Source organism: Bacillus sp. V33-4 (genome assembly GCF_002860225.1).
GTDB lineage: Bacteria > Bacillota > Bacilli > Bacillales > Cytobacillaceae > Bacillus_BJ > Bacillus_BJ canaveralius.
The window spans coordinates 18,233-41,311 of the sequence record NZ_PGVC01000039.1; the positions used below are offsets into that span (position 1 = coordinate 18,233).

At 43.8% G+C, this 23,079-nt stretch carries 22 protein-coding genes; 4 read left to right on the forward strand and 18 right to left on the reverse strand.

The window, feature by feature from the left end; translation table 11 throughout:
• Positions 1–188: 188 nt before the first annotated feature.
• Positions 189–416: a hypothetical protein gene (locus tag CVD23_RS14725; protein WP_101577730.1), complete on the forward strand. Its 228-nt coding sequence runs from the start codon at positions 189–191 to the stop codon at positions 414–416.
• Between the two features lie 62 nt (positions 417–478).
• Here CVD23_RS14725 and CVD23_RS14730 read toward each other — a convergent pair whose 3' ends face one another.
• The 4 genes from CVD23_RS14730 to CVD23_RS14745 form a co-directional block, all read right to left on the reverse strand.
• Positions 479–655 (reverse strand): ComZ family protein, encoded by a 177-nt coding sequence (locus tag CVD23_RS14730; protein WP_373270856.1) that lies wholly within the window; start codon positions 653–655, stop codon positions 479–481.
• Between the two features lie 38 nt (positions 656–693).
• Positions 694–1,644, reverse strand: coding sequence for a BMP family ABC transporter substrate-binding protein (locus CVD23_RS14735; RefSeq protein ID WP_101577728.1), 951 nt, complete (start codon positions 1,642–1,644; stop codon positions 694–696).
• 208 nt (positions 1,645–1,852) lie between these two features.
• Positions 1,853–2,707 (reverse strand): hypothetical protein, encoded by an 855-nt coding sequence (locus CVD23_RS14740; protein ID WP_101577727.1) that lies wholly within the window; start codon positions 2,705–2,707, stop codon positions 1,853–1,855.
• A gap of 83 nt (positions 2,708–2,790) precedes the next feature.
• Positions 2,791–3,528 carry a hydrolase gene (locus CVD23_RS14745; protein WP_101577726.1) on the reverse strand — a complete coding sequence of 246 codons (738 nt, stop codon included), beginning with the start codon at positions 3,526–3,528 and terminating at the stop codon, positions 2,791–2,793.
• A 236-nt stretch (positions 3,529–3,764) separates the two neighbouring features.
• Between CVD23_RS14745 and CVD23_RS14750 the strand changes: the two genes are divergently transcribed.
• A complete protein-coding gene (locus tag CVD23_RS14750) occupies positions 3,765–3,947 on the forward strand; it encodes a YjzD family protein (protein WP_101577725.1) in 183 nt (60 codons plus the stop codon).
• 73 nt (positions 3,948–4,020) lie between these two features.
• Here the strand turns inward: CVD23_RS14750 and clpB are convergent, their stop codons facing one another.
• From clpB to argC, 8 genes are all read right to left on the reverse strand, one after another.
• Complete coding sequence (gene clpB / locus CVD23_RS14755; protein WP_101577724.1) at positions 4,021–6,615, reverse strand: ATP-dependent chaperone ClpB; 2,595 nt, start codon at positions 6,613–6,615, stop codon at positions 4,021–4,023.
• A gap of 84 nt (positions 6,616–6,699) precedes the next feature.
• Positions 6,700–7,647 carry an ornithine carbamoyltransferase gene (gene argF, locus CVD23_RS14760; protein ID WP_373270855.1) on the reverse strand — a complete coding sequence of 316 codons (948 nt, stop codon included), beginning with the start codon at positions 7,645–7,647 and terminating at the stop codon, positions 6,700–6,702.
• 8 nt (positions 7,648–7,655) lie between these two features.
• Positions 7,656–10,769: a carbamoyl phosphate synthase large subunit gene (locus CVD23_RS14765; RefSeq protein WP_101666443.1), complete on the reverse strand. Its 3,114-nt coding sequence runs from the start codon at positions 10,767–10,769 to the stop codon at positions 7,656–7,658.
• On the reverse strand, positions 10,762–11,847 hold the full coding sequence (locus CVD23_RS14770) for a carbamoyl phosphate synthase small subunit (RefSeq protein ID WP_101577721.1): 1,086 nt from the start codon (positions 11,845–11,847) through the stop codon (positions 10,762–10,764). The genes CVD23_RS14765 and CVD23_RS14770 overlap by 8 nt, the downstream gene beginning before the upstream one ends.
• A 72-nt stretch (positions 11,848–11,919) precedes the next feature.
• A complete protein-coding gene (locus tag CVD23_RS14775; RefSeq protein ID WP_101577720.1) occupies positions 11,920–13,080 on the reverse strand; it encodes an acetylornithine transaminase in 1,161 nt (386 codons plus the stop codon).
• Positions 13,040–13,891, reverse strand: a complete 852-nt coding sequence (gene argB, locus CVD23_RS14780; RefSeq protein WP_257988521.1) for an acetylglutamate kinase — start codon at positions 13,889–13,891, stop codon at positions 13,040–13,042. Before argB ends, CVD23_RS14775 begins: the two co-directional genes overlap by 41 nt.
• Entirely contained in the window at positions 13,854–15,071 is a 1,218-nt protein-coding gene (argJ, locus tag CVD23_RS14785; RefSeq protein WP_101666453.1) for a bifunctional ornithine acetyltransferase/N-acetylglutamate synthase, read from the reverse strand. Before argJ ends, argB begins: the two co-directional genes overlap by 38 nt.
• A 35-nt stretch (positions 15,072–15,106) precedes the next feature.
• Positions 15,107–16,141, reverse strand: coding sequence for an N-acetyl-gamma-glutamyl-phosphate reductase (argC, locus tag CVD23_RS14790; protein ID WP_101666444.1), 1,035 nt, complete (start codon positions 16,139–16,141; stop codon positions 15,107–15,109).
• A 233-nt stretch (positions 16,142–16,374) separates the two neighbouring features.
• Between argC and CVD23_RS14795 the strand changes: the two genes are divergently transcribed.
• Complete coding sequence (locus tag CVD23_RS14795) at positions 16,375–17,058, forward strand: Crp/Fnr family transcriptional regulator (RefSeq protein WP_101666454.1); 684 nt, start codon at positions 16,375–16,377, stop codon at positions 17,056–17,058.
• Between the two features lie 55 nt (positions 17,059–17,113).
• Here CVD23_RS14795 and CVD23_RS14800 read toward each other — a convergent pair whose 3' ends face one another.
• From CVD23_RS14800 to CVD23_RS14810, 3 genes are all read right to left on the reverse strand, one after another.
• A complete protein-coding gene (locus tag CVD23_RS14800; protein ID WP_101666445.1) occupies positions 17,114–17,830 on the reverse strand; it encodes a YwiC-like family protein in 717 nt (238 codons plus the stop codon).
• Between the two features lie 163 nt (positions 17,831–17,993).
• Positions 17,994–18,521 carry a molybdopterin-guanine dinucleotide biosynthesis protein B gene (gene mobB, locus CVD23_RS14805; RefSeq protein ID WP_101666446.1) on the reverse strand — a complete coding sequence of 176 codons (528 nt, stop codon included), beginning with the start codon at positions 18,519–18,521 and terminating at the stop codon, positions 17,994–17,996.
• A complete protein-coding gene (locus tag CVD23_RS14810; protein WP_101666455.1) occupies positions 18,515–19,780 on the reverse strand; it encodes a molybdopterin molybdotransferase MoeA in 1,266 nt (421 codons plus the stop codon). Before CVD23_RS14810 ends, mobB begins: the two co-directional genes overlap by 7 nt.
• Before the next feature lie 287 nt (positions 19,781–20,067).
• Between CVD23_RS14810 and ric the strand changes: the two genes are divergently transcribed.
• A complete protein-coding gene (gene ric / locus CVD23_RS14815) occupies positions 20,068–20,772 on the forward strand; it encodes an iron-sulfur cluster repair di-iron protein (RefSeq protein ID WP_101666447.1) in 705 nt (234 codons plus the stop codon).
• A gap of 76 nt (positions 20,773–20,848) precedes the next feature.
• On the opposite strand, the gene CVD23_RS14820 is transcribed toward ric, so the two are convergent.
• The 3 genes from CVD23_RS14820 to moaA all read right to left on the reverse strand — a co-directional run bounded on the left by CVD23_RS14820 (position 20,849) and on the right by moaA (position 22,994).
• Entirely contained in the window at positions 20,849–21,031 is a 183-nt protein-coding gene (locus CVD23_RS14820) for a hypothetical protein (protein ID WP_142382906.1), read from the reverse strand.
• Between the two features lies 1 nt (position 21,032).
• Positions 21,033–21,710 carry an ABC transporter ATP-binding protein gene (locus CVD23_RS14825; RefSeq protein WP_101666449.1) on the reverse strand — a complete coding sequence of 226 codons (678 nt, stop codon included), beginning with the start codon at positions 21,708–21,710 and terminating at the stop codon, positions 21,033–21,035.
• A 267-nt stretch (positions 21,711–21,977) separates the two neighbouring features.
• Positions 21,978–22,994, reverse strand: a complete 1,017-nt coding sequence (gene moaA / locus CVD23_RS14830; RefSeq protein WP_101666450.1) for a GTP 3',8-cyclase MoaA — start codon at positions 22,992–22,994, stop codon at positions 21,978–21,980.
• Positions 22,995–23,079: the final 85 nt, after the last annotated feature.

The window sequence follows — 23,079 nt, forward strand, 5'->3', positions numbered from 1 at the left end:
CCACCCTGCTTCATATTTATTATCTATTATTATGACTTGGTACTAATTTTATTAAAAATGGAGCTAAAACGCAACTATTTTATCATCGTTCCCTTTCCTAAAAATCCATCAGCTTAGACAGTTGTCCAGCGCATTCGAGGCCGTTCATTCATATTTTACTAACAAAAGCGATCGAAGGAGGTAATGACATGGGGTTAGAAGAAGAAAACACTCCTGTAAGCATAAGGGGAGAGGACCGTTTTTCCCGGTTTATGTTCGGTGCGCCGAAAAACCAACCGCACAAATCCGTAAATGATGAGATTAACTACATGCAAATAATCGAACAAGTAGATCATATTGTCGAATCCGTTAAAGAGCTAAAGCCGCTCCTTAATATGGTTACACCTGTTGTGAAAAAATACTTCCCAAAAAAATAACCCACCCGTGCGGATTGATGCCAGGGTGAGTTTAGAGGCCGGCCGCTGACAAGCGGCACTCTTTATTTATTTTTTTCGTTTAGCGCATCTTCTCTGCCAAGCTCATATGCTTCTGACATGACTTTTGTGAATATCGACATAAATGGCTGAATCAAATCGGGCGTCAGCTCTACGCCTGCCTCATCAAGCTGCTGTTTTGCTTCAGGCAGATATTTCATGGCAATCTGCATAAATTCCATCGTTTTATCTTGCAAAGTAAAAACCTCCATCATAATCCTTATTCATTTGGCAGTTTGCCGGTTTCACGATACACTTCGATATGCTTGTGAATTTCGTTTTCGAATTCTTTATCGACATCAGAACTGAATTCCCCAAGCGTTATAACGTCGTCGCTGAAATCATAGTATAAATTGCCTGCTTTAAGTTTCCCATTATCAAATTCTTCTGCAACAACTTCATAGAGCTTGTCGACATGCTGGACCGTACTCGTCAAAACCGTCGTTTCTCCGAGGTCTGCTTGATCGGAAATATAACCAATGGCATAGAGCCCGTGTTCTTTTACTTTTTCAATAATCGGCACGTTATAGCCGTCACCTGCGGGATAGATGACATCTGCCCCTTCATCAATCATCTTGTCCAAATAAAGAATTGCGCCCTGGTCATCGTCCCAGTGCCCGACGTATTCAATCTCAACTTTCACTTCGTTATCTTCAAAAAGGGCACCCTCATAAAAGCCTTCCACTTCAGGCTGCCATTCATACGCTGCAATGATGCCAACACGTTTTGTTTTTGACATATGGGAGGCAACCATTCCCCCGAAAAAACCCATTGCATACCCTTCAAAATTCAAGCTGGTTGTATTTTCGTTTTGGGCGTCGCCATTGAAGCTTACGAAATGAATATCGGGGTATTTTTCCGATAGATGGTTAAAATAAACTGCATATTCATTGCCATGCCCGAAAATTAAATTGACTCCCTTTTGGGCAAATTCTTCTACAGCCCGTTCGACAATCATTTCCGAATTCATGTCCTCTTTATAATAAACATCGACGTTAAAATGGGATTGGATTTTCAGCATTCCTTTGTACCCTTTTGTGCCCCAGACTTGATCGTTAATCGTTTCGGGCACGAGTAAACCTACCTTTTCCAATTCCCCTGATTTTATTGGCTGATCACAGCCGGCCAGCAAAAGAAGGCATAAGAGTAAGACTACGAAACGTTTCAGCATGTTATGCAGCTCCTTTTTTGCCCTGTCAAATAATAAGAGAATCTCTCCCAAATCCGAACGAAATATCGTCAAGAGCCGCTTTCATTCACCCCAAAAGCAGTGGGGCTTACAATATTTGTGAGCCCCAAGGTCAATGCTCAATATCTTTCATTCTACCCCGATGTGAATTAATTGAAAAGATTTTTTTCCTTTTATCTCATATTCTGGTTTAATCGTTCTCAAATAACAGTGAGTTTTCCAAGTGCTCTTTTTGCTTCTTAATACCTTCTCGGGCAGTTATACTCATTTTTACCTTTTGGACCTCAATGTCGTTCTTATCATGCAATTTTTTTGTCTGGATGTTTCGATCGATAGCATTATCTATGCCAAGAAGTTCTGCGCATTTGTGCCAGTGGCCTGTTTCTTCATTGGCCAGCAAAAAGCTGCCGGCTATTGTTTGGTTGATGAGTATCCCGATTGTCTCAACAACAGCATCTACATAAATCGCATCGTCCGTCCATTCACGGTGATCATTTTCAGGAATCGAATACGCCGGGTCCAACTCTTTCAAAAAACACTGCTGAAACAGGCTGGCTGGTGATTGCCAAGGCCCGTAAACTGTTGGCAAATAGATTTTTAGCAGTGCCGGATCTTCTTCCTTTAATAATGTAGATAAATCGCTGCCGGCTGTTTTTTCAAAATCGGTGAACCCCTTCTGAAAATAATATTGGGCCGGCAGCAACAATACTGTCCGGGCATGGTATGACAGGATCTTCTGCAGCTTATCGCACAAACCGTGATCGGAAAACAACAGCGATTCCCGATGATTAATAAAATAATCGTATAATGAAATGACCGTAACAGTTTGATGCTCCGAAACGTCTTTCGATCTCATCCAATCTTCAAACTCTATTTCTTTAAAATTAGCATTTCTGCCAATCTCAAGGCGTTTTCCATTTACAAAAAAACCTTCATTTTCGGTATCTGTATGAATACCATCCACTTCAATACCTTCATCAAGCAGATGTTTAGTAAGATTAAAGCCGATAAATTCAAACGCGCCGATTATAATTGCCTTGTCCATTATGATGCCTCCCTGAACCACTGTCACTGTATCCTATGCTCAAGGAAAGTAAATTATTTCTCACAGACTTTGCACTATATTTATTACAATATACTTTCATGTTTCTTAAAAAACTTAATAACCTGGCGTCCAATCTGCTGATTTTTTTCCGGGAGAATATAGCAGATCGACACAGGAATTTGTTTCTCTTTCCACTCGTTCAGAAGCTTTTTCATCGCTGAAAATTGGTCAAAGCTGCGCTTCCCAGCCAGCACATGAATCATCAGCATTGGAATCTGCCCGTTTATATCAGGGATCCTGCCTTCAAGACGAATCGTTTCTTCAATTTCTTCCGACCCTACTTCGTGGGCTGCGGCTATTTCCTTGACAAGCTTTTTATAGAAAAACTTATGTTCTTTCTCTAGTTCAAGATGGTGGGTTAGTGACAGCACCGGATTTATAAATACGAATGACCGAATAGCAGGTCCCATTTCCGAAGCTAGCTTTAAAGCGGTTAATGCCCCCATACCTTCGGCTAAAATATGAACCTTTTCGTTCAATATCTCATTCTTCATGATATGTTCATATAATCGATGTGCAAGCTTTGCTGCTTTTTTGCTCCCCCAATTCTTCCCGTAAAGATTCGAATAGAAGACTGTGTATCCGCTCTCTTTAAGCTTTTTAAGCAATGTGTTCTTACCCTCATTTTGCGTCCAAAAGCTATTTTTCGCATCAACAAACTGCCGATCATCTCCAATAATCAAGATACCGAAACCATTCGGCTTTTCGGGATAATGAACCATGTTCCATTCGGTATCCAACTGAAAGTTCCGGTTTTCCATGCTCAAAAACTCCTTTATCACTTTAATCATAATAATGTATGACAGCTATCACAAATTGAACGGGAGTTTGCCCAGTCTAATAGGGAAAAGCTGATTATTTTAAAAAAAGCCTGCCGCTTAATTGAGAGAAATGCTTACTAACACATTTATTATTTGCTATTCTTATGATAAAATAAAAACAGCAAAAGCGGCTACTACAGCTGTTACTTAAAAGGAATTTTTATGAGGTGAATACTATGCGTTATTTCTGGACCTTCTTTTGGACTTTTCTTCTTATCCAAATGTTGAATTATGTAACCGGCGCAATGATGGGTGCCGAATTTGACTTAACTGCCGGATCGATCCTGGCGGTCATTGCAACCGTATTAATTATTGTTGTAACACAAATTTTGCCGAATGACCCTGTTGAAAAGCACTGACCCGTTTACGAAACAGTTACCCGCGATATACACAAAAAAATCATCCTTTTTAGAAGGATGATTTTTTTTTCGATTACTTAAGAACCAACTCGTTTCCTTCAACGGCAATATGGACCTTGTTTTTCCCTGTAATTTCACCGGCGATGATTTGTCGGGCAAGCTTCGTCTCTACATGGCGCTGAATATACCTCTTTAATGGCCTTGCCCCGTATACAGGGTCAAATCCGTGTGCAGCGATAAACTGTGTCGCTTCGTCTGAAATCGTTAAGACGATTTCCTGATCATCAAGCCTTGTTTGCAGCTCGGCAATAAGTTTGGCGACAATCTCTTCGATCTCGGAAAGCCTTAAAGGCTTAAATAAAATCGTTTCATCGATACGATTAAGAAACTCAGGGCGAAAGTGGGCTTTTAACGCTCCGTTCACTTGATCCCGGACCATTTCATCAAGCTCACCGTTGTCTGAATGTGATTCGAGTAAAAAATGCGAGCCAATATTGGAAGTCATAATGATCACAGTGTTTTTAAAATCGACTGTCCGGCCCTGGGAATCGGTAATTCGCCCGTCATCGAGCATTTGCAGCAAAATATTAAATACTTCAGGGTGGGCTTTTTCGATTTCGTCAAGGAGGATGACTGTGTAGGGTTTTCTTCTAACCGCTTCAGTCAATTGGCCGCCTTCTTCATAACCGACATAGCCCGGTGGAGCTCCAATCAGCCGTGAGACAGCATGCTTTTCCATGTATTCCGACATGTCGATTCGCACAATATGATCCTCACTGTCAAACAGGGATTGGGCGAGTGCCTTAGCAAGCTCTGTTTTCCCCACACCGGTAGGGCCGAGGAACAGGAATGAGCCGATCGGACGGTTTGGATCCTTAATGCCTGCCCTTGCCCGCAAAACCGCATCTGATACAAGCCTGACTGCTTCTTCCTGGCCAATCACCCGTTCATGCAACACGCTCTCCAGTTTTAAAAGCTTTTCGCGTTCCCCCTCAACAAGCTTTGAAACAGGTACTCCCGTCCATCTTGCGACAACGTCGGCTATTTCTTCTTCGGTAACCTCTTCACGCAAAAAACGACTGCCTTGAGTTTCCCGTTCATTTGTTTCGAGCTCCTTCAGTTCTTTTTCAAGAGCTGGGATCTTTCCGTGACGCAGCTCTGCTGCCCGGTTTAAGTCATATTGATTTTCAGCTTCAGCTAACTCTCTGCGCAGCTTTTCAAGCAGCTCACGTTTTTGCCGGACATTTTGAATTGCTTCTTTTTCCAGCTGCCATTGTGCTTTCATTGAATTGGCACGTTCGCGCAGATCGGCCAGTTCTTTTTGAAGAGTGGTAAGCCTTCTTTTGCTTGCCTCATCTGTTTCTTTACTAAGTGCAGCCTCCTCTATTTCCAATTGCATCACTCTGCGGGTCACTTCATCCAATTCGGAAGGCATCGAATCAATTTCGGTCCTGATCATCGCACACGCTTCATCGACCAGATCAATCGCTTTATCGGGCAAGAACCGGTCGGTAATATAACGATTTGACAGCGTTGCAGCAGAAACAAGGGCGCGGTCATGAATATTGACTCCATGGTGGATCTCAAACCGCTCCTTTAAACCTCGCAATATCGAAATCGTGTCTTCGACATCAGGCTCCTGGACGAGGACTTGCTGGAAACGCCGTTCCAAAGCCGGATCTTTTTCAATATACTTTCGGTGCTCATCGAGGGTAGTTGCCCCAATACAATGAAGTTCGCCCCGTGCCAGCATCGGCTTCAGCATATTGCCTGCATCCATTGCCCCTTCCGTTTTTCCGGCCCCGACAATCGTATGCAGCTCGTCGATGAAGAGCAAAATCCTCCCGTCACTTTTTTTCACTGCCTGTAAAACGGCTTTTAATCGTTCTTCAAATTCACCACGGAATTTGGCTCCGGCAATTAAAGAACTCATATCAAGGGCAAAGACGGTTTTATCTTTTAATCCTTCCGGTACATCCTTGCGGACAATGCGCTGGGCGAGACCCTCGACAATCGCCGTTTTACCGACGCCGGGCTCGCCGATCAAAACAGGATTATTTTTTGTTTTTCGTGAAAGTATCCGAATGACGTGACGGATTTCGCTGTCTCTTCCAATGACAGGATCCATTTTGCCGGTCTTTACTTCGGCGACCAAATCCCTGCCATATTTCTCAAGAACATCATATGTTGCTTCAGGATTTTGCGATGTCACTCGTTGGTCCCCCCTGATCTCTTTGAGTACTTTTACAATCAACTTTTCAGTACAGCCAAGCTTTTTCAATGCTTGTCCTGCTATAGAATTCTTTGCTTTAATCGCGGCCAGCAGAAGATGCTCGACCGATAAATATTCATCTTTCCATGCTTTCATTTCGACTTCTGCTTCATTAAAGAGGCGCCGTAATGCTGATGTAATATAGAGCTGCCCTTGCGCCGCCCCGCTTCCGGTCACCCGCGGCTTTTTCAAGAGGTCTTTTTCAAGTTCATTGATAAACTGGGCGTGATCGAGCTTCAATTTTGCGAAAACCGAACGCAGCAAATTATCTCCTGGTTCCATTAAAGCTGTAAAAAGATGGGATTCATCCACTTCCTGATGCTCATGCCGGGCAGCAATTGATTGTGCCCTGATCAACCCTTGCTGGAGCCGTTCAGTCAATTGATTGAAATCCATATCGATCACCTTGACCTTTCCTGACCTTTTTATCCTAATTATAACAAACAGGGGCTGGCAATTCCAATTGCCAGCCCCTTCTATTTAAGCTAATATCTCTGCGAGCAGCGCTTTTTGAGCATGAAGCCTGTTTCCTGCCTGTTCAAACACTGCTGAATGCCCGCCGTCAATGATTTCGGCACTCACTTCTTCCCCGCGGTGTGCCGGTAAGCAATGCAAGAACAAAAAGTCTTGATTTGCAAGCTCGACAAGCTGTTTGTTCACCTGGAAATCTTTGAAAATCTCAAGTCGCTCGGCATTTTCTGCTTCCTGGCCCATACTAGTCCAGACGTCGGTATAGATGACATCAGCATCCTTGACTGCTTCATAAGGATCATTGCAGATTGTCACCTTTGCTCCGCTTTCTTTTGCCGCTTTTTCGGCAATCGCAACAGCATTGGCAGGTGGTTCATAACCTTTTGGCGAGGCGATTGTAATGTGGCTGCCGACTTTTGCCGCACCGATCATTAACGAATTGGCAACATTATTGCCGTCACCAACATAAGTAATTTTAACACCATTAAGTGAGCCGTGTTTTTCCTCGATCGTCAGCAAATCTGCCAGCGCCTGGCAAGGGTGGTACAGGTCCGTTAGCCCATTGATGACAGGAATATCAGCATGCAATGCCAACTCCTCAATCGTCTGATGAGAAAAGGTGCGAATCATGATTCCATCCAGATACTGCGATAACACCTTCGCTGTATCAGCGATCGTCTCGCCTCTGCCAAGCTGTAAATCATGGCTGTTCAAATACAGGGCATTGCCGCCAAGCTGGAGCATGCCTGCTTCAAATGAGACACGCGTCCTCGTTGACGATTTTTCAAAAATCAACCCCAAAATCTTTCCCTTTAACAGGGGAGGCTGTTCACCAAGCAACAATGAATTTTTCAATTTCTTTGCTTTTGCAAGCAATCCCTTGATCGTTTCAGGCGAAAAATCAGCCAGAGTCAGAAAATCCTTACCTTTAAGGTTCATTGCTGTGCCTGTATCTATTACGGGAATCATACTGCTGTCACATCCTTCTTCATCATTTCCTGCCATTCAGCAAGCTTGTTGACAGTTATACCTTTAACTTGTAATCCTGTTAAAAATGCTGTGAGTGTTTCTGTTTCAGTAAAATTCAAAACCCGGTTCCTAACCGCAAGCTCGCGTAACTCGCGAACTTGATCCGATTTTCCTGTGCTGAAAAAAGCGGCGGTACTAGCAGCTTGCAGCTGTTTCTCAATGTCTTCCGGCTGGATCAGTTTTACTCCCGCCTCTTTTGCAAGCTGGAGCCATTCTTCTGTGCTTTCACCTTGCAAAAAGACAATGTTCTTGCCTTCTGCCCGGGCTTTCATCGCGACGTGAAAGGATTTACTTAAAGCAGCCGGCAGGTTGGCTGCAAAGCTGATTCCCTCTCCGGTTGATTTCATTTCCGGACCGATTTTCGGATCAATTCCCCGTAAAGCGTAATTGGAGAAAACGGGGTATTTCACACATACATATGGAACGTGGTCCAAAAGTCCATTGCCACTCAGCAAAGAGTATTTCCCAAGCAATATTTTTGTCGCAATTTGCACCAACTGTACACCAGTCGCTTTACTGACGATTGGAACTGTACGGCTTGCGCGCGGGTTGATCTCCAGCAGGTAAACACGTTCTCCTTCTATAATAAATTGGATATTCAGGATTCCTTTGTAGTGAAGCTTCTGAACAACCCGCTTTGCATAGCTCAGCATTTTTGCTTGTGCTTCCTTATCAATGCTCTGGGCGGGTAAAACGGAAATGCTGTCACCGGAATGAACGCCTGTTTTTTCAATATGCTCCATGATCGCTGGGACAAGAATATTTTCCCCATCAGTGACGACATCCATCTCCGCCTCAATCGCCGACAAAAATTTATCAACCAGGACGGGATAGGGAATGTTTGGATTGTTCAAATAAGACATTAACTCATCCTCTGATTGGATCAGCTCCATCCCCTGTCCGCCAATCACATAAGAAGGCCTGATCAAAATTGGCAAACCAATTCGTGTTGCCGATTCGATTATTTCCTCAGGAGAAGTGGCCATCTCACCTTCAATATGCGGGATTTCCAAACTGGCCAGCAGCTCGTAAAAGCGTTCCCTGTCCTCAAGAATATCGATTGTTTTCGAATTTGTGCCGAGAAGGCGAACTCCATTTTCCTCCAGCTGTTCTGCAAGATTCAAGGCGGTCTGTCCCCCGAGTTGAACAATAACCCCGTCTATCTGTTCAGCTTCGATGACGTTCATAATTGATTCGACAGTAAGCGGTTCAAAGTAAAGCCTGTCTGCTGTCGCAAAATCAGTACTAACTGTTTCAGGATTGTTATTGATCATAATTGTTTCGATATTTTCTTCCTTTAAAGAGAACACACCATGAACTGAACAATAATCAAACTCTATTCCCTGGCCGATTCGAATTGGACCGCTCCCGATGATTAGTACTTTTTGTTTATTGGAAGCGAATTGCTCGTTTTCACCGAAGTAGCTCGAATAAAAATAAGTTGATTTTGCTTCAAATTCGGCAGCACATGTGTCAACCATTTTATAAGCAGGCAGAATACCGAGCGATTTTCGTTTTTTGCGAACATCTTTTTCGCCAACATTCCATTGCTGTGCGATAAATTTATCGCTAAAACCTTTTTCCTTAAAGCGCTGCAGACTGTCTTTCGTTACTGAATCAATGGACGTTCTCTCAATCGTTTGTTCGAGCTCAATCATGCCCGAGAAACAAGTTAAAAAGAATAGATCAATTTTCGTTTGTTCGTGTATTTTTACAGGGTCATAACCGCGGCGCATCAATTCAAATATGACAAGGAAACGCTCATCATCGGCTGTTTTTAAGCTTTCCAGTAACGCATCAGTAGTTTTTAGTGCTCCTTCAGGGTGCTTTAAATCAATCGTATTGATTTCAAGTGACTGGACTGCTTTTAAGAAAGCCCGCTCAAAATTCCGGTCAATGCCCATTACTTCCCCAGTCGCTTTCATTTGTGTTCCAAGTGTGCGGTTTCCGCCTGGAAATTTATCAAAAGGCCATTTAGGTATTTTGACGACGACATAGTCGAGCGATGGTTCAAAACTGGCCAGCGTGTCTTTTGTGACCGGGTTTTTTAATTCGCTTAAAGAGTAGCCGACAGCGAGTTTTGCAGCTATTCTGGCAATTGGATATCCTGTTGCTTTTGATGCCAGCGCTGATGATCGGCTCACGCGCGGATTCACTTCAATTAAATAGTAATGCTTGCTTTCAGGATCCAAGGCAAATTGGATGTTGCAGCCGCCAATAATACCGAGGCTTGAAATAATTTTCACAGAAGCGGACCGCAGCATCTGGTATTCTTCATCCGTCAGCGTTTGCGAAGGAGCGATAACAATTGAATCACCTGTATGGATACCAACCGGATCAATATTTTCCATATTACAAATTGTGATGCAAGTTCCAATCGCATCCCTCATCACTTCATATTCGATCTCCTTAAATCCGGCAATGCTTTTTTCAATGAGACATTGGCCAATTGTGCTTTCTTTCAGGCCCCCCATGGTGAGCTGGACGAGGTCGTCAGGATTGTCTGCAATGCCTCCGCCGGTTCCTCCCAGAGTATAAGCCGGCCTGACAATAATCGGGTAGCCGATTTTTGCGGCAAATTGCAGCGCCTCTTTTGAAGATGTAACAATCGTGCTGTCTGGCACCGGCTCTCCCAGCTCTTTCATCAGCTCGCGAAAGGCCTCCCTGTCCTCGCCTTTCTTAATCGACTCAATTGAAGTTCCCAGCAGTCTGACATTATACTTGTCGAGAACACCATTTTCGCTTAACTGGAAAGCCAGATTCAATCCGGTTTGGCCGCCAAGTGTTGCGAGCATTCCATCAGGCCGTTCTTTTTCAATGATTTTCTCAAGAACATCAGCTGTCAGCGGCTCAAAATAAATCGCATCGGCAAAGCTGTGGTCAGTCATAATCGTTGCCGGATTATTGTTTACTAAAATAACTTTATAACCCTCTTCTTTCAGAGCCAGGCATGCCTGTGTTCCCGCATAATCAAATTCGGCGGCCTGGCCAATGATGATCGGCCCGGAGCCAATGAGAAGAATGGACTGAATACTCGTATCTTTAGGCATATGCAAAAATTCTCCCGTTGTTTGTTTTGATAAGCTCGATAAATTCATCGAAGATGTATTCTCCGTCAGCAGGTCCTGGATTCGATTCGGGATGGAACTGAACCGTTTGGACCGGATAATCCTGATGGGTAAGACCTTCAATGGACCCGTCATGCAAATGATAAAAACGGACATTGAAGCCTGTTCCCCGCAAACTTTTCTCCTCAACAACATAGCTGTGATTTTGCGACGACATTAACACTGAGTTTGTTTTAATATCCTTAATCGGATGGTTTGCACCCCGGTGCCCAAACGCGAGCTTTTGAGTATTGCCGCCAAAAGAGAGCGCTGCAAGCTGGTGTCCAAGGCAAATGCCGAGTGTTGGATAACGGCGGAGCAGTTTATTTAAATCAGGCATTAAGCCTGCCAACTCTTTTGGATCCCCCGGTCCGTTAGATAACAGGATTCCATCAGGATGAAATTTTTCAATCTCCTTTGCCGGCGTATCGAAAGGGACGGCTGTGACCCGGCAATTTCGCTCCAGCAAAGACGATAAAATTGACTTTTTATAGCCAAAATCAATCAAAACAATATGAAAATCACCATCTCCATACATTTTCGCTTCCGTCCCGGACACGCTGCGTACTTTATAGCCAAGATCAGTATTAAGCCGGATCAACTTCTCAGCATGCTTTTCTGCGGTTAATAAGGCAGGCATCGTGCCTTCATTGCGGATTTTCTTCACCAATGCTCTCGTATCAACCCGGCCGAGCATCGGGATATTCCACTTTTGCAAATATTCCTTCAATGTCCATTTTGCTTCATAATGGTAGGCTGCTTCGTGTGATTCATAGACAATAACGCCGGCGACATGCGGGATTTTGCTTTCAAAATCCTCCTGATTGATTCCATAATTGCCGATCAGCGGATATGTGAACACAATAATTTGGTCTTTATAAGAAGGATCTGTAAGCACTTCCTGATAACCTGTCATCCCGGTAAAAAAGACGATTTCTCCCTGTATATGCTGTTCAGGGACGGCTGTAAGCCATTCTCCTTCAAAACACTCTCCGCTCTTCAAATAAAGGGAACCTTTCAACTTGCACACCTCTTCACTTTTTTGCATATTTATAACTTTTATATATTTTTTATGCATTACGCATCAAAAAATTTAGCCTTGAACGGCCGTTAATGATTGATTGGTTAATGTGTTTTGGATCATCGCTACCGCTTCATTGATTTCTTGTTCGGTAACAGTAAGCGGCGGTAGCAGCCTCAGTACATTTTCTCCTGCCGGCAAAGCCAGCAACCCTGCTTTTCTTAATGTTGCGAGCGTGTCCTGGACGTTGACGCTTAATCCAATCCCCAGCATCATGCCAAGGCCCCTTATTTCTTTCACCTGGGGCAATGATAATAAAGCTGAGCATGCCTTTGCCAAGTATTCGCCTTTTTCTTTCACTTCTGCCAGGAAGGAGTCTTGAAAAACAACCTCCATCGTAGCAGTGGCTGCGGCAACTGAGAGCGGGTTTCCGCCAAAGGTTGAGCCATGGCTGCCCGGGCCGAATGCAGAGCTTAGATTTCCTTTTCCAATCACTGCTCCGATTGGAAGCCCGCTTCCCAAGCCTTTCGCCGTTGTGACAATATCAGGCTTCAGCCCAAAATGCTGGAACGCGAACGGTTTACCGGTTCTGCCTATTCCTGTCTGAATTTCATCGATAATCAGCATGGCTTGATGCTGTTTACATAAATGGGCTACTTTTGCCAGGAATTGTTCTTCAGCGGTGATGATTCCGCCTTCGCCCTGGATCACCTCAAGCATGACAGCTGCTGTATCATCGGACATTTCCTTTTCAAGGGCAGCAATGTCATTAAAGGGAATTGTCACAAACGTTTCAAGCATCGGCCCAAAACCGACTTTAACTTTTTCCTGTCCTGTCGCCGCCATCGTTGCGAACGTGCGTCCATGAAAAGAATTTTTAAAGGTGATAATTTTATGCTTTCCCGTTTGTTTACGGGCAAGCTTAATGGCTGCCTCATTTGCCTCTGCACCGCTGTTCGCAAAAAACACCAAGTCAAGCCCTGCTGCATCAGCAAGCATTTTCGCGGCGGCTTCCTGTTTGTCAATCACAAATAAATTTGATAAATGCCAGTATTGATCTAATTGCTTCTGGATCGCATCCTCAACCGGCTTTGGCCTGTGCCCGAGATTGCATACACCAATTCCGGACGTAAAGTCGAGGTAGCGCTTCCCGTTTTTATCTATTAAAATCGTGCCTGCCGCCGAAGCCGGTTCAACTTCCCACTTTGTATATGTTGGAAACAGATAACTCATCATCAGACCTCGCTTTTCTGCTTATAGTCGTACCTTTCCATTGCTCATCTTCATAAATGGCGCCCTTTCCTGACGCGATCATCGCATTTTTCACACCTCGTTTAACAGCGGTAAGCGCTGATTCAACTTTTGGAACCATACCGCCATAAATTTGGCCTTCTAAAATATATGCATCAATCTCTTCAGGCGTTATATGAGATACTACAGAACCTCCTATCATGATTCCTTCTACATCGGTCACGAATAAACAGCATTCTGCCTGTAAAGCGAGCGCGACCGCTGCAGCGGCATAATCAGCGTTAATATTCAGCTTTGTCCCGTCCGTTGTGACACCGACCGGGGTGATCACAGGAGTGAAATTTTCCTTTAACAGCATGTTAATTACGCTTTGGTTAACTTCAATTACCTCGCCAACAAATCCGAGTTCCTTTTTGTTAATAAACCTGGCTTTTAGGCAATTCCCATCACTTCCGCTTAATCCGATCGGATTAAAACCGTACTGGCCGAGAAGTTCAGCCAGTTTTCGATTTGTCTGCCCCGTTAAGACCATTTCAACAACCTGCATCGTTTCTGCTGTTGTTTTCCGCAGGCCGTTTCGGAATTCAGGTACAACATCGTACAGTGCGAGAAGCTTATTGATATCAGGGCCGCCGCCATGGACGAATACAAATTGCCAGCCTTGCTTGTCAAGCTCGTGCAAGCTGTTGAAAAAGGAAGGTGTCAGCAAGTCAATAACACTGCCCCCGCATTTAATGACGATAATCTTGTTCACATTATGTTCGGTAGCTTGCATTAATTTTGATATAGTCATAGGTTAAATCGCACCCCCATGCTTTGCCGGCTCCGTCTCCTGAGTGGATATCGACAAATATTTGAATAAAGTCATTGTTCAGATACTCTGTCGCCTCTTGTTCCGAAAATGGCTGCGGCTCACTTTTGGACAGCATCTTAATCGGGCCGATCGATATATCAACGGCAGCAGGATTGAGACTGGCTGAGCTTTGGCCGATTGCGCAAATAATCCGTCCCCAGTTTGCATCCGCACCGTATACAGCAGTTTTGACGAGATTTGAGCCAACGATTTGCTTGGCAATCATATTGCCATCGTAGTTGTCAGCTGCTCCGGTTACGTTCACTTCAATCAACTTTGTTGCCCCTTCTCCATCTTTCGCAATTTGCTTTGCCAGGCTTTCACAGCTTTCAGCAAGCAACTCGACAAACAATGGCCAGTCACGATGTTCAGGCGACAGCGCTTCATTGCCGGCTTTTCCATTTGCCATGACGAGCACCATATCGTTTGTCGAAGTATCCCCATCAACGGTTATTTGGTTAAAGGTTCGGTTGGTCACTTCTTTCAGAGCCGCACTCAAGTGGTCGGAAGCGATGTTGGCATCCGTTGTTACAAAGGCAAGCATCGTCGCCATGTTTGGATGGATCATTCCCGACCCTTTTGCTGCGCCGCCCATTACCACGGTCTTTCCATCAATTACTACGGAAAAGCACGATTTTTTCATGACCAGATCCGTTGTGAGAATAGCAGTTTGAAAGCTTTCAGCGTTGCTTTCAGCTGCACCGGGAGACAACCCGGCAATTCCTTTTTCAATTTTGTCCATCGGTAAATATTCACCAATCACTCCAGTCGAAGCAACTGCGACATGATTTTCTTTTATATTAAACTTTCGGGCTGTTAGTTCCCTCATCTTATAAGCGTCTGCCAATCCCCGTTCTCCTGTACATGCATTCGCACATGCACTGTTTACAATTACCGCCTGCACCAGGCCTGCTTGCTCGATGCTTTCCATTGTCACCTTTAGCGGTGCAGCCTGAAAGAGATTTGTTGTATAAACGGCAGCGCAGCTTGCCGGAGTATCACTGACGATCACGCCCACATCTTTTTTTGCATAACGCATGCCGGCATGAACTCCATCGGCGCTAAAGCCTTTTGGTGACAGGATGCTCCCTTTTGTGATCGCTTTTATTCCCTTTTTCATGGTAATTGTTTGCAAAATATTCTAGCCTCCCTTTGTTACGGATAAAATGGTACAAATTCTAAACCGGCTTTTTCATCAAGTCCATTCATGATGTTTGCATTTTGGACAGCCTGCCCGGCCGCCCCTTTCACTAAATTATCAATCACCGACACAATCGTCAGCCTGCCTGTTCTTTCATCCGAATTCAAGCCAATATCACAATAATTGGAGCCGGCAACCTCTTTGATCGACGGATAAGTACCAACTGGCCGGATTCTGACAAATGGATGATTTTTATACATTTCCCTGTATAAATCAGTTATTTCCTCTGTCGAAACAGGTTGGAGCAGTTTAACATACATCGTTGCCATAATTCCCCTTGTGATCGGCAGTAAATGCGTGCTGAACGTGATGTTGCCAATCGCTTCATTCCACACATTTAATTGCTGTTCAATTTCCGGGATATGCTGGTGCTGATTAACTTTATAAATTTTTATATTTTCGTTTACTTCTGAAAAGTTGCTTCCTTTTGAAGCTGCGCGCCCCGCCCCAGAAGCTCCTGACTTTGCATCGATAATAATCATGGCGGGATCGATCAATTTATTCATCGCGACAGGAGCCAGCCCAAGTAAAGCAGCTGTCGGATAGCAGCCGGGATTGGACAGTATCCTTGCCCGGGCTACATCCTGACTGTTCCACTCTGATAATCCGTACACAGCCTCATTAATGATTTTCGGATCGACCGCATTATGTCCATACCATTTTTTATAGACGCCGCTTTGTTTTAAGCGCAAATCCCCTGATAAATCAACAATTTGAATGTCCGAGTCCGCAAAAGCCTCGGCAAGCTTGCCGGAAACTCCTGATGGAGTAGCCAAAAAGACAAGCTCGGAATGTTCAGCGATTTTATGGGGATCAATTTTTTCAAGCCGATGATCTAGGATATCTGTTAAGTGCGGATATTCTTCACTGATCGGAAGCTCTTCTCTTGTTGAATGAATTGATTGTATATTGTATACAGGGTGAGAATGCAAAATCCTTAATAATTCAGCACCACCATACCCGGTTGTTCCGATAATAGAAACGTTCATGCATTTCCCCCTCAAGAAAAATGTATATTTAATCATAAAAACTTATATTTATGAAAAATATGTTTCTCTTATTATAAGAATTTACTTTCAAGAAAGCAACCGTAAAAACTAAATTTTTAAACTGTTTTATATTTTTATGTTATAGACAGTTGACGATAAATAGTTTTTATTTTTAAAATATTTAAAAGCGAGACAGTTTCGCACCTTCAAAAGGTGGTTAAAACATGCAGGTAATGGCAGAAATTTCGGCTGAATTAACAGAGATCTTCCAAATGGTGCATCATATGCGGAAAACGGAAAAGGGGGCATTCCTTTTTCAGGAAGGGGAAAATGCCGCTGAGCTTTTCCTGATTCAAAGCGGAAAAGTGCAAATCAGTAAGATGGTTCCCGATGGCCGTGAATTGACGTTAAGAATGTGTTCCGAAGGAGATTTAATCGGGGAGCTTTCTTTGTTTTGTCCTGCACCTAAATATATGCTGAGCGCAAAAATAGTCGAAAGCGGCGAAGTGGCAGTGATTTATAGAGACGATCTCGAGGAAAAGCTGGCCGAAAACAGCCGTGCAGCGCTGGAATTCATGAGATGGCTCAGCGGACAGCATCGAAAAACGCAAACAAAATTTCGCGATCTAGTCCTGCATGGAAAAAAAGGCGCTTTATATTCAACGTTAATCCGTTTATCAAACAGCTACGGAGTTGCCAGAAAAAACGGGATTTTAATCAACGTTCCCCTCACCAACCAGGACCTTGCCAACTTTTGCGGCACCTCTAGAGAAGTGGTCAACCGGCTACTCAGCGAACTGCGCAAAAATGACATTATCAGCATGGATAAAAGCTTGATTACGATTCAGGATCTCGATTATTTAAAGCTTGAAATCGATTGTGAAAACTGCCCGGTTGATATTTGTAATATCGAGTAACCGAAAAAAGCTTCATGGCAAACTGAAACCAGCCATGAAGCTTTTTTATCTTTGCCTAAATAATTGCGATCAGCATTACAATAAAGAAAATAGCCGCATTGGCGATTTCGAGAATGCCAACTTTTTTGATAGAATATGGCTTTCCGTAAAAAGCAAATGCTCTCAGCAGGCTCGGCAAAAACGCAAACGCAATCAGCCATTGCCCGGGCACAAGCCAAATAATCGGTACTAGGGCATGATATGTCCAGGAAATTCGTTTATATAAACGGCTTTTCTTTTCCCTGATCATTGTTTTCACATAAAACGTACTCCCTGCAAAGAACAAAACCGATGCTACAAAAATCAAAACCAAGTCCTCTGAAATCATTCCGGCGCTTAAATACCCGCTCGCAAGCCCGGCAATCGCAAACACAAAGATAGCGCTGAAGTCGTTTAATAGGGCCCGGTCTTGATTCTTGCCTGAGAAATAAATGTTAACGAAGAAGAGTGGAATCATCAACAGACCGAAAATAACTAGTGATGGCCTTGCCCATAAAGGAATCGCTAGCAGAATTAAAGCAGGGACGAGATAAATGAGTGTCCACTTTATATAGAATTTCACTTTCTTTTTTTTGAATAATAAGAGCATTGGGTATGTCGCTAAATATAAAAGGAGCCAGCCAAAGAAAAAAGGAATGTGTTCCCATTGAATCCCCGCAGCCGCTGCACTCAGCCAAAAAGGAATGATCAGCATCGCCCAGGCTCCGTGCTGTTTTGGCAAAAATAACTTCATAATGATCTCTCCTATACCTATACTACTTTAACTGTATAGAATTTTCGGCATGTAATAAGTGAAACTAATCACAAAATATCAAGTTATTTTTCGATTTTTGCATGTTTTTTCTGTTTCATTCCCATAAAAAAGGGCCCAATGGACCCCATTACAAATGCTCATACTAGCTGTGTGCTTTTTCCGTTAAAAAGCGGGTAATCCATTGCACTCCTTCATGTCCACCTGCCGGGAAACATGGAATATGTAAACCGGCCAATTCGCTGTGCCCTTCAAGCGCTTTATGAAAAAGGATTACCTTAACCTCCTGCAGCTGTTTGAGGAGGAAAAGATCCTCCTCTCTTCTTAATAAAACAGCCTTCGGGTAATTTTCATGCTTATGCCCTTCGACAATGATAAAGTCGGGCTCAAAAAAGGACATAAATTCTATCTTTTTAGTTAGTGGCCAGCTGGCATTTTCGCCATGGATTATGACTCTGCCCCCACCTTCAACGAGAGAAGCAGCCGCGCCAGCCGTTATGTGGCGGCTTGAGTCTTTTTCGACTGGAAGATCTGGTTTTCCGCCATGGCCATGGTGTTTAATCGTCACGGTCGTAAAACCGCTTTTGGACAGGCTTGAAACCAAGTTCGTCACCAGCAATGTCTTGCCGCTGTTTTGAAAACCGCAAGCCTGGAATACAACAGGTTTTACCATGGCCACTCGCTGCCGGTTTGGTCTTCAAGCAACAACAGTTCCACTTCATCCCCCGCTGCAAATCCCCTTGTGCCCCCAGGTAAAATCATCAACGAGTCTGCGCCGGCAAGGCTCATGACGATGTTTGATTTATCAACACCGCTTGGAGAGGCAGTCAGCCTGCCTTCCTGAAAATCAAGGGCGCTCCTGACAAAACGTGCAAACGGATTGGCTTTTGGAAAATTAGCGGTAAGAATCGCTTGTTCTTTACGTAAATGCGGTTTTTCTGAGAACAGCAGTGTACGGATCACTGGCCTTGTAAACAATTCGAATCCGACATAGCAGGCGGAAGGATTTCCGGAAAGACCAAACAGGAGCTTTCCTTGATATTGGGCAACGGTCGTCACGCTGCCCGGCCTCATCCCGACTTTATTGAATAACACTTCTGCCTGCAATTTTTCGTAAATGTCCGGCAAATAATCGAAGTCCCCTACCGATACACCGCCAGTTGTGACAAGCATATCAACCTTATCCAAAGCATTTTTTACAGCCTCAAAACAAATATCAAAATCATCCGGCAGCTTGCCAAAATAATGAACTTCTGCTCCTGCCCGCTCAATCTGGGCCGAAATCATATGCGAATTGCTGTTGCGAATTTTACCAGGTGATAACGGCTCCTCCACTTCAAGGAGCTCTGTTCCGGTTGCGAACAGGCCAACGACCGGCTTTTGCGCGACCGGAACTTGTGCGTATCCAAAAGTTGCGAGCACAGCCTGGATGCCCGGATTGATAAACGTTCCTTTTTTAACAAGAACGTCTCCTTCTTTCGCATCTTCGCCTCGGAAAGAGATATTTTCACCGTTTTTCGATGCGCGTTTAACAGCCATATAATTTTTGCCATCACGCTCCATCTCTTTTGCCAATTCGAGCATTACAACAGCATCGCACTGTTCCGGCATTTGTGCTCCGGTCATAATGCGGACGCACTGAAACGGCCCGACATTTTTGGATGTGATCAAACCGGCACCAATATGATCAATCACTTCAAATTCAACCTGGTTTTCTTGGGAAGCTCCGACTGTGTCGATGGAGCGAACCGCAAACCCATCATATGGGGCCCGGTCAAAATGAGGTACGTCATGGGTTGCGATTATATCTTCAGAAAGATAGCGGCCATAGCTATTCGTAATCGATATGTATTCTGTCTTTCCATTCTTCGCATAGTTCATCACTCTCTGTACTGCTTCCCCGATAGAAATCGGTTTTCTTCTTTCAACCATCATTCATCAGCTCCTACCTGCACTTACAACGGCAAATTAACGTTCTTTTTTGCCTCTTTATTATATAGGGTATACGAAACAGGAGATCATGACAAACATCACAGCAGTTTTCGGAATAAATGCTTCTGTTTTGCCACTTCATTCATTAAAAAGCTCCGTTTTCAAGCTTTACGGAGTAGAAACAGAAAAAAATCGCTAAGTGTGATATGCGTCACCTTCAAAACAATCATAATCCTTTATTGTTAAGGTGTGATCAAAACATTTAATGATTTTAAGGAGGAAGCATAATGAGTTTGCCATTTTCAGCAACATCACTTGTAAAAGATATTGTAAATGAGCTGCCTAAATCCAGCGATATTTTTAAACGCCATCGAATTGACTTTTGCTGCGGAGGCAATATCCCCCTTAACGATGCTGCAGCACAGCGCAATGTCGACGTGGATTCATTAATGGAAGAATTAAATGAAGTTTATCAAAAGAGCGGGAATGAACCGGCAGATATAAAAACGTGGATGGCTACGGGCTCCGCTGAACTGATCGAGCAAATCAAAGAAAAATTCCATCGTCCATTGGAAGAGGAATTGTCACAGCTCAGTCCTTATGTAACTAAAGTGTCCAGGGTTCATGGCGACCGCCGCCCGGAACTCCTGAAAGTATATGAGCTTTATTATGAATTAAAGAAAGAGCTGCTTGAGCATACAGCAAAAGAAGAAGAAAGCATTTTCCCATTGTTGCTGAAGCTCGAAACAGCCCCTGAGGCAGAGCGCACCCGGATTTTGGAGGAAATTAGACAGCTTGAAAAAGAACATGATCATGCAGGCGCAATTTTAAAGGAACTGCGCGATATCACTTCCGATTTCACGCCGCCTCTCGATGCGTGCGGAACCTACCGTTTAGTCTATAAACGTCTCGAAATGCTGGAAGAGCAAACATTCATGCATGTCCATCTTGAAAATAATATTCTCTTCCCGCGCTACCTGACTGCAAATTAATAGATGACTTTCCTGACTACCTTGCCGGACTCGAGCCGGCAAGGTTTTTGTCTACAAGCTACCTATTGTTATTTATCTACTTCGTCATGTTAGCCGACAGAGACGCGCCTTTGTCAAACGCTCTTTTTCTTCGCAACTGCAGCGTATCGCCCAAGTTTTTCTTTAACAGGATAACGATATTTATCGACGCTGCGATTAAAACCAGGATGAAGAAACATAATGCCGAAACAAGCGTAACGACCCAAATTGAGCTATTCATGTCAAACAAACCCTACCCTCTCTTTCAGAATCCCGTCACGCAAAAACAAACTCCTGTCTCCGTACTTTGCAACCTCCTCATCGTGGGTGACGATTAACATCGTCATGCCATTCTGATGAAGCTTTTCCAGGCATGTCAGGATATTATCCCTGTTTTCTGCATCCAAATTGCCTGTCGGCTCATCACATAACAGTATTTCAGGATTGTGGACCATCGCCCGGGCAATCGCCGTGCGTTGTTTTTCCCCTCCCGACAGCTCTCCTGGCAGATGATCAAGCCGATGGGACATATGCAACTGTGATAAAATCTCCGTTGCCCTTCTTTCAATCTCCTTTTTCGGCAGATATGGCCATTGTGGGAGCATGACATTTTCCAGTACCGTGTATTGGTCAAGGAGGCGGTAATGCTGAAAAATAAAGCCTATCTTATTGCGGCGGAAATCCTGGAGCGCATCGTCAGAGAGCCCGTTCAAAAGCATGCCGGCTACTTCTACCTCTCCCATGGAGGAACGCTCCATTCCCCCGATCACATTCAACAAGGTTGTCTTCCCCGAACCTGATGGACCTAATATCGTGATCCATTCACCTTTTTCAATCGATAAAGTAACATCCTGAAGAGCATAAACCGGGTGAAAGCTATTATAAACAACCTGGATATCCTTCAAACTAATGATGCTCATATTATTAGCCTCCTATATTGAACAGCCATCCACCCCCAACAAAGCGGTAGGTGGACAGCAGCCAAAATACTAGCAAACTTCCATTTCATTCATCATTCATTTTCCTGTTTTTTGGAACTGCGATCTATTTCCAAAATATGATAGTTTAATATTGCTGTCAATATCTTCTACGGGGTTTTTTGTGTTTTTTTTAATTTTTTTCAAATACGTGAATTAACAGATAATTTTTCGGTACAAAAAAAACAACCCTTTTCCAGAGTTGTTCCTTCACCCACCGATATATGACATTTCAATTTTCTTGCGGGTTGCGATTGTTTCTGCTGTTCGTTCATCTGAATAGCGGTCGCTCCGGTGTTCCCAAATTGAAATGATTCGTGCCTTGATCTCTTCATCGGTTGCACCGGCTCTCATAAAGTCGCGCAAATCGTGGCCGTTGCCATTGAAAAGACAAGTGAAAATTTGGCCGTTTGCTGACAATCTTGCCCTTGTACAGGTTGAGCAAAATGATTCAGAAACGGATGGAATAAAGCCGACACGGGCGGCAGCATCCTTGTATGAATACAATTTGGCGACTTCCCCGAAATAGGCAGGTTCCACCGCCTCAAGAGCTTCATGGTTTTGCAAAATCTCATAGATTTCTTTTTTCGTGACAACATCATCCATTTTCCAGCCATTTGTGCTGCCGACATCCATAAATTCAATAAAACGAAGCTCCAGGCCTTCCAGTTTACAGAACTTCGCCATTGGCACTATTTCATGTTCATTTAAGCCTTTTTTGACGACCATATTGATCTTGACGCCCAGTCCCGCTTGTTTGGCAGCATTAATGCCTTTTAAGACCGGACCGACGCCGACGTTTCTGCCGTTAATTTGGCCGAACAGCTCATCATCAAGACTATCGAGGCTGACATTGACCCGTTTTAAGCCGGCAGTTTTCAGATCGCTTGCAAGTTTAGGCAGTAACACTCCATTAGTGGTCAATGCAATATCATCCAACCCTGGAATATCAGCAAGCATTTTTACTAATACAGGCAAATCCCTACGCAAAAGGGGTTCTCCGCCTGTTAAGCGGATTTTTTCAACACCGAGCCCGACAAAGACCCGTCCAAGCCGTTCAATTTCTTCATAAGCAAGCAATTCGCTTTTTGGCAGGAACGGAAAGTCAGGGCCGAATATTTCAGCAGGCATACAATACTGGCAGCGGAAATTGCAGCGGTCGATTACAGATATTCGCAAATCCCTTAACGGCCTTTTTAGTTGATCTCGAATCAAGTGATCTTTCATTCCATCACCCCCATATATGAGACCGTATTGTCAAAAATTAAATATATAAATCAAGCAAATACATTGATATCAGAGGGTTTATAAG

Excerpts from the sequence above, each read along its gene's own strand:
- CVD23_RS14725 (WP_101577730.1), top strand. The coding sequence starts at position 189 with ATGGGGTTAGAAGAAGAAAACACTCCTGTAAGCATAAGGGGAGAGGAC.
- CVD23_RS14730 (WP_373270856.1), bottom strand. The coding sequence starts at position 655 with ATGGAATTTATGCAGATTGCCATGAAATATCTGCCTGAAGCAAAACAG.
- CVD23_RS14735 (WP_101577728.1), bottom strand. The coding sequence starts at position 1,644 with ATGCTGAAACGTTTCGTAGTCTTACTCTTATGCCTTCTTTTGCTGGCC.
- CVD23_RS14740 (WP_101577727.1), bottom strand. The coding sequence starts at position 2,707 with ATGGACAAGGCAATTATAATCGGCGCGTTTGAATTTATCGGCTTTAAT.
- CVD23_RS14745 (WP_101577726.1), bottom strand. The coding sequence starts at position 3,528 with ATGGAAAACCGGAACTTTCAGTTGGATACCGAATGGAACATGGTTCAT.
- CVD23_RS14750 (WP_101577725.1), top strand. The coding sequence starts at position 3,765 with ATGCGTTATTTCTGGACCTTCTTTTGGACTTTTCTTCTTATCCAAATG.
- clpB (WP_101577724.1), bottom strand. The coding sequence starts at position 6,615 with ATGGATTTCAATCAATTGACTGAACGGCTCCAGCAAGGGTTGATCAGG.
- CVD23_RS14765 (WP_101666443.1), bottom strand. The coding sequence starts at position 10,769 with ATGCCTAAAGATACGAGTATTCAGTCCATTCTTCTCATTGGCTCCGGG.
- CVD23_RS14775 (WP_101577720.1), bottom strand. The coding sequence starts at position 13,080 with ATGAGTTATCTGTTTCCAACATATACAAAGTGGGAAGTTGAACCGGCT.
- argB (WP_257988521.1), bottom strand. The coding sequence starts at position 13,891 with ATGACTATATCAAAATTAATGCAAGCTACCGAACATAATGTGAACAAG.
- argJ (WP_101666453.1), bottom strand. The coding sequence starts at position 15,071 with ATGAAAAAGGGAATAAAAGCGATCACAAAAGGGAGCATCCTGTCACCA.
- argC (WP_101666444.1), bottom strand. The coding sequence starts at position 16,141 with ATGAACGTTTCTATTATCGGAACAACCGGGTATGGTGGTGCTGAATTA.
- CVD23_RS14795 (WP_101666454.1), top strand. The coding sequence starts at position 16,375 with ATGGCAGAAATTTCGGCTGAATTAACAGAGATCTTCCAAATGGTGCAT.
- CVD23_RS14800 (WP_101666445.1), bottom strand. The coding sequence starts at position 17,830 with ATGAAGTTATTTTTGCCAAAACAGCACGGAGCCTGGGCGATGCTGATC.
- mobB (WP_101666446.1), bottom strand. The coding sequence starts at position 18,521 with ATGGTAAAACCTGTTGTATTCCAGGCTTGCGGTTTTCAAAACAGCGGC.
- CVD23_RS14810 (WP_101666455.1), bottom strand. The coding sequence starts at position 19,780 with ATGGTTGAAAGAAGAAAACCGATTTCTATCGGGGAAGCAGTACAGAGA.
- ric (WP_101666447.1), top strand. The coding sequence starts at position 20,068 with ATGAGTTTGCCATTTTCAGCAACATCACTTGTAAAAGATATTGTAAAT.
- CVD23_RS14820 (WP_142382906.1), bottom strand. The coding sequence starts at position 21,031 with ATGAATAGCTCAATTTGGGTCGTTACGCTTGTTTCGGCATTATGTTTC.
- CVD23_RS14825 (WP_101666449.1), bottom strand. The coding sequence starts at position 21,710 with ATGAGCATCATTAGTTTGAAGGATATCCAGGTTGTTTATAATAGCTTT.
- moaA (WP_101666450.1), bottom strand. The coding sequence starts at position 22,994 with ATGAAAGATCACTTGATTCGAGATCAACTAAAAAGGCCGTTAAGGGAT.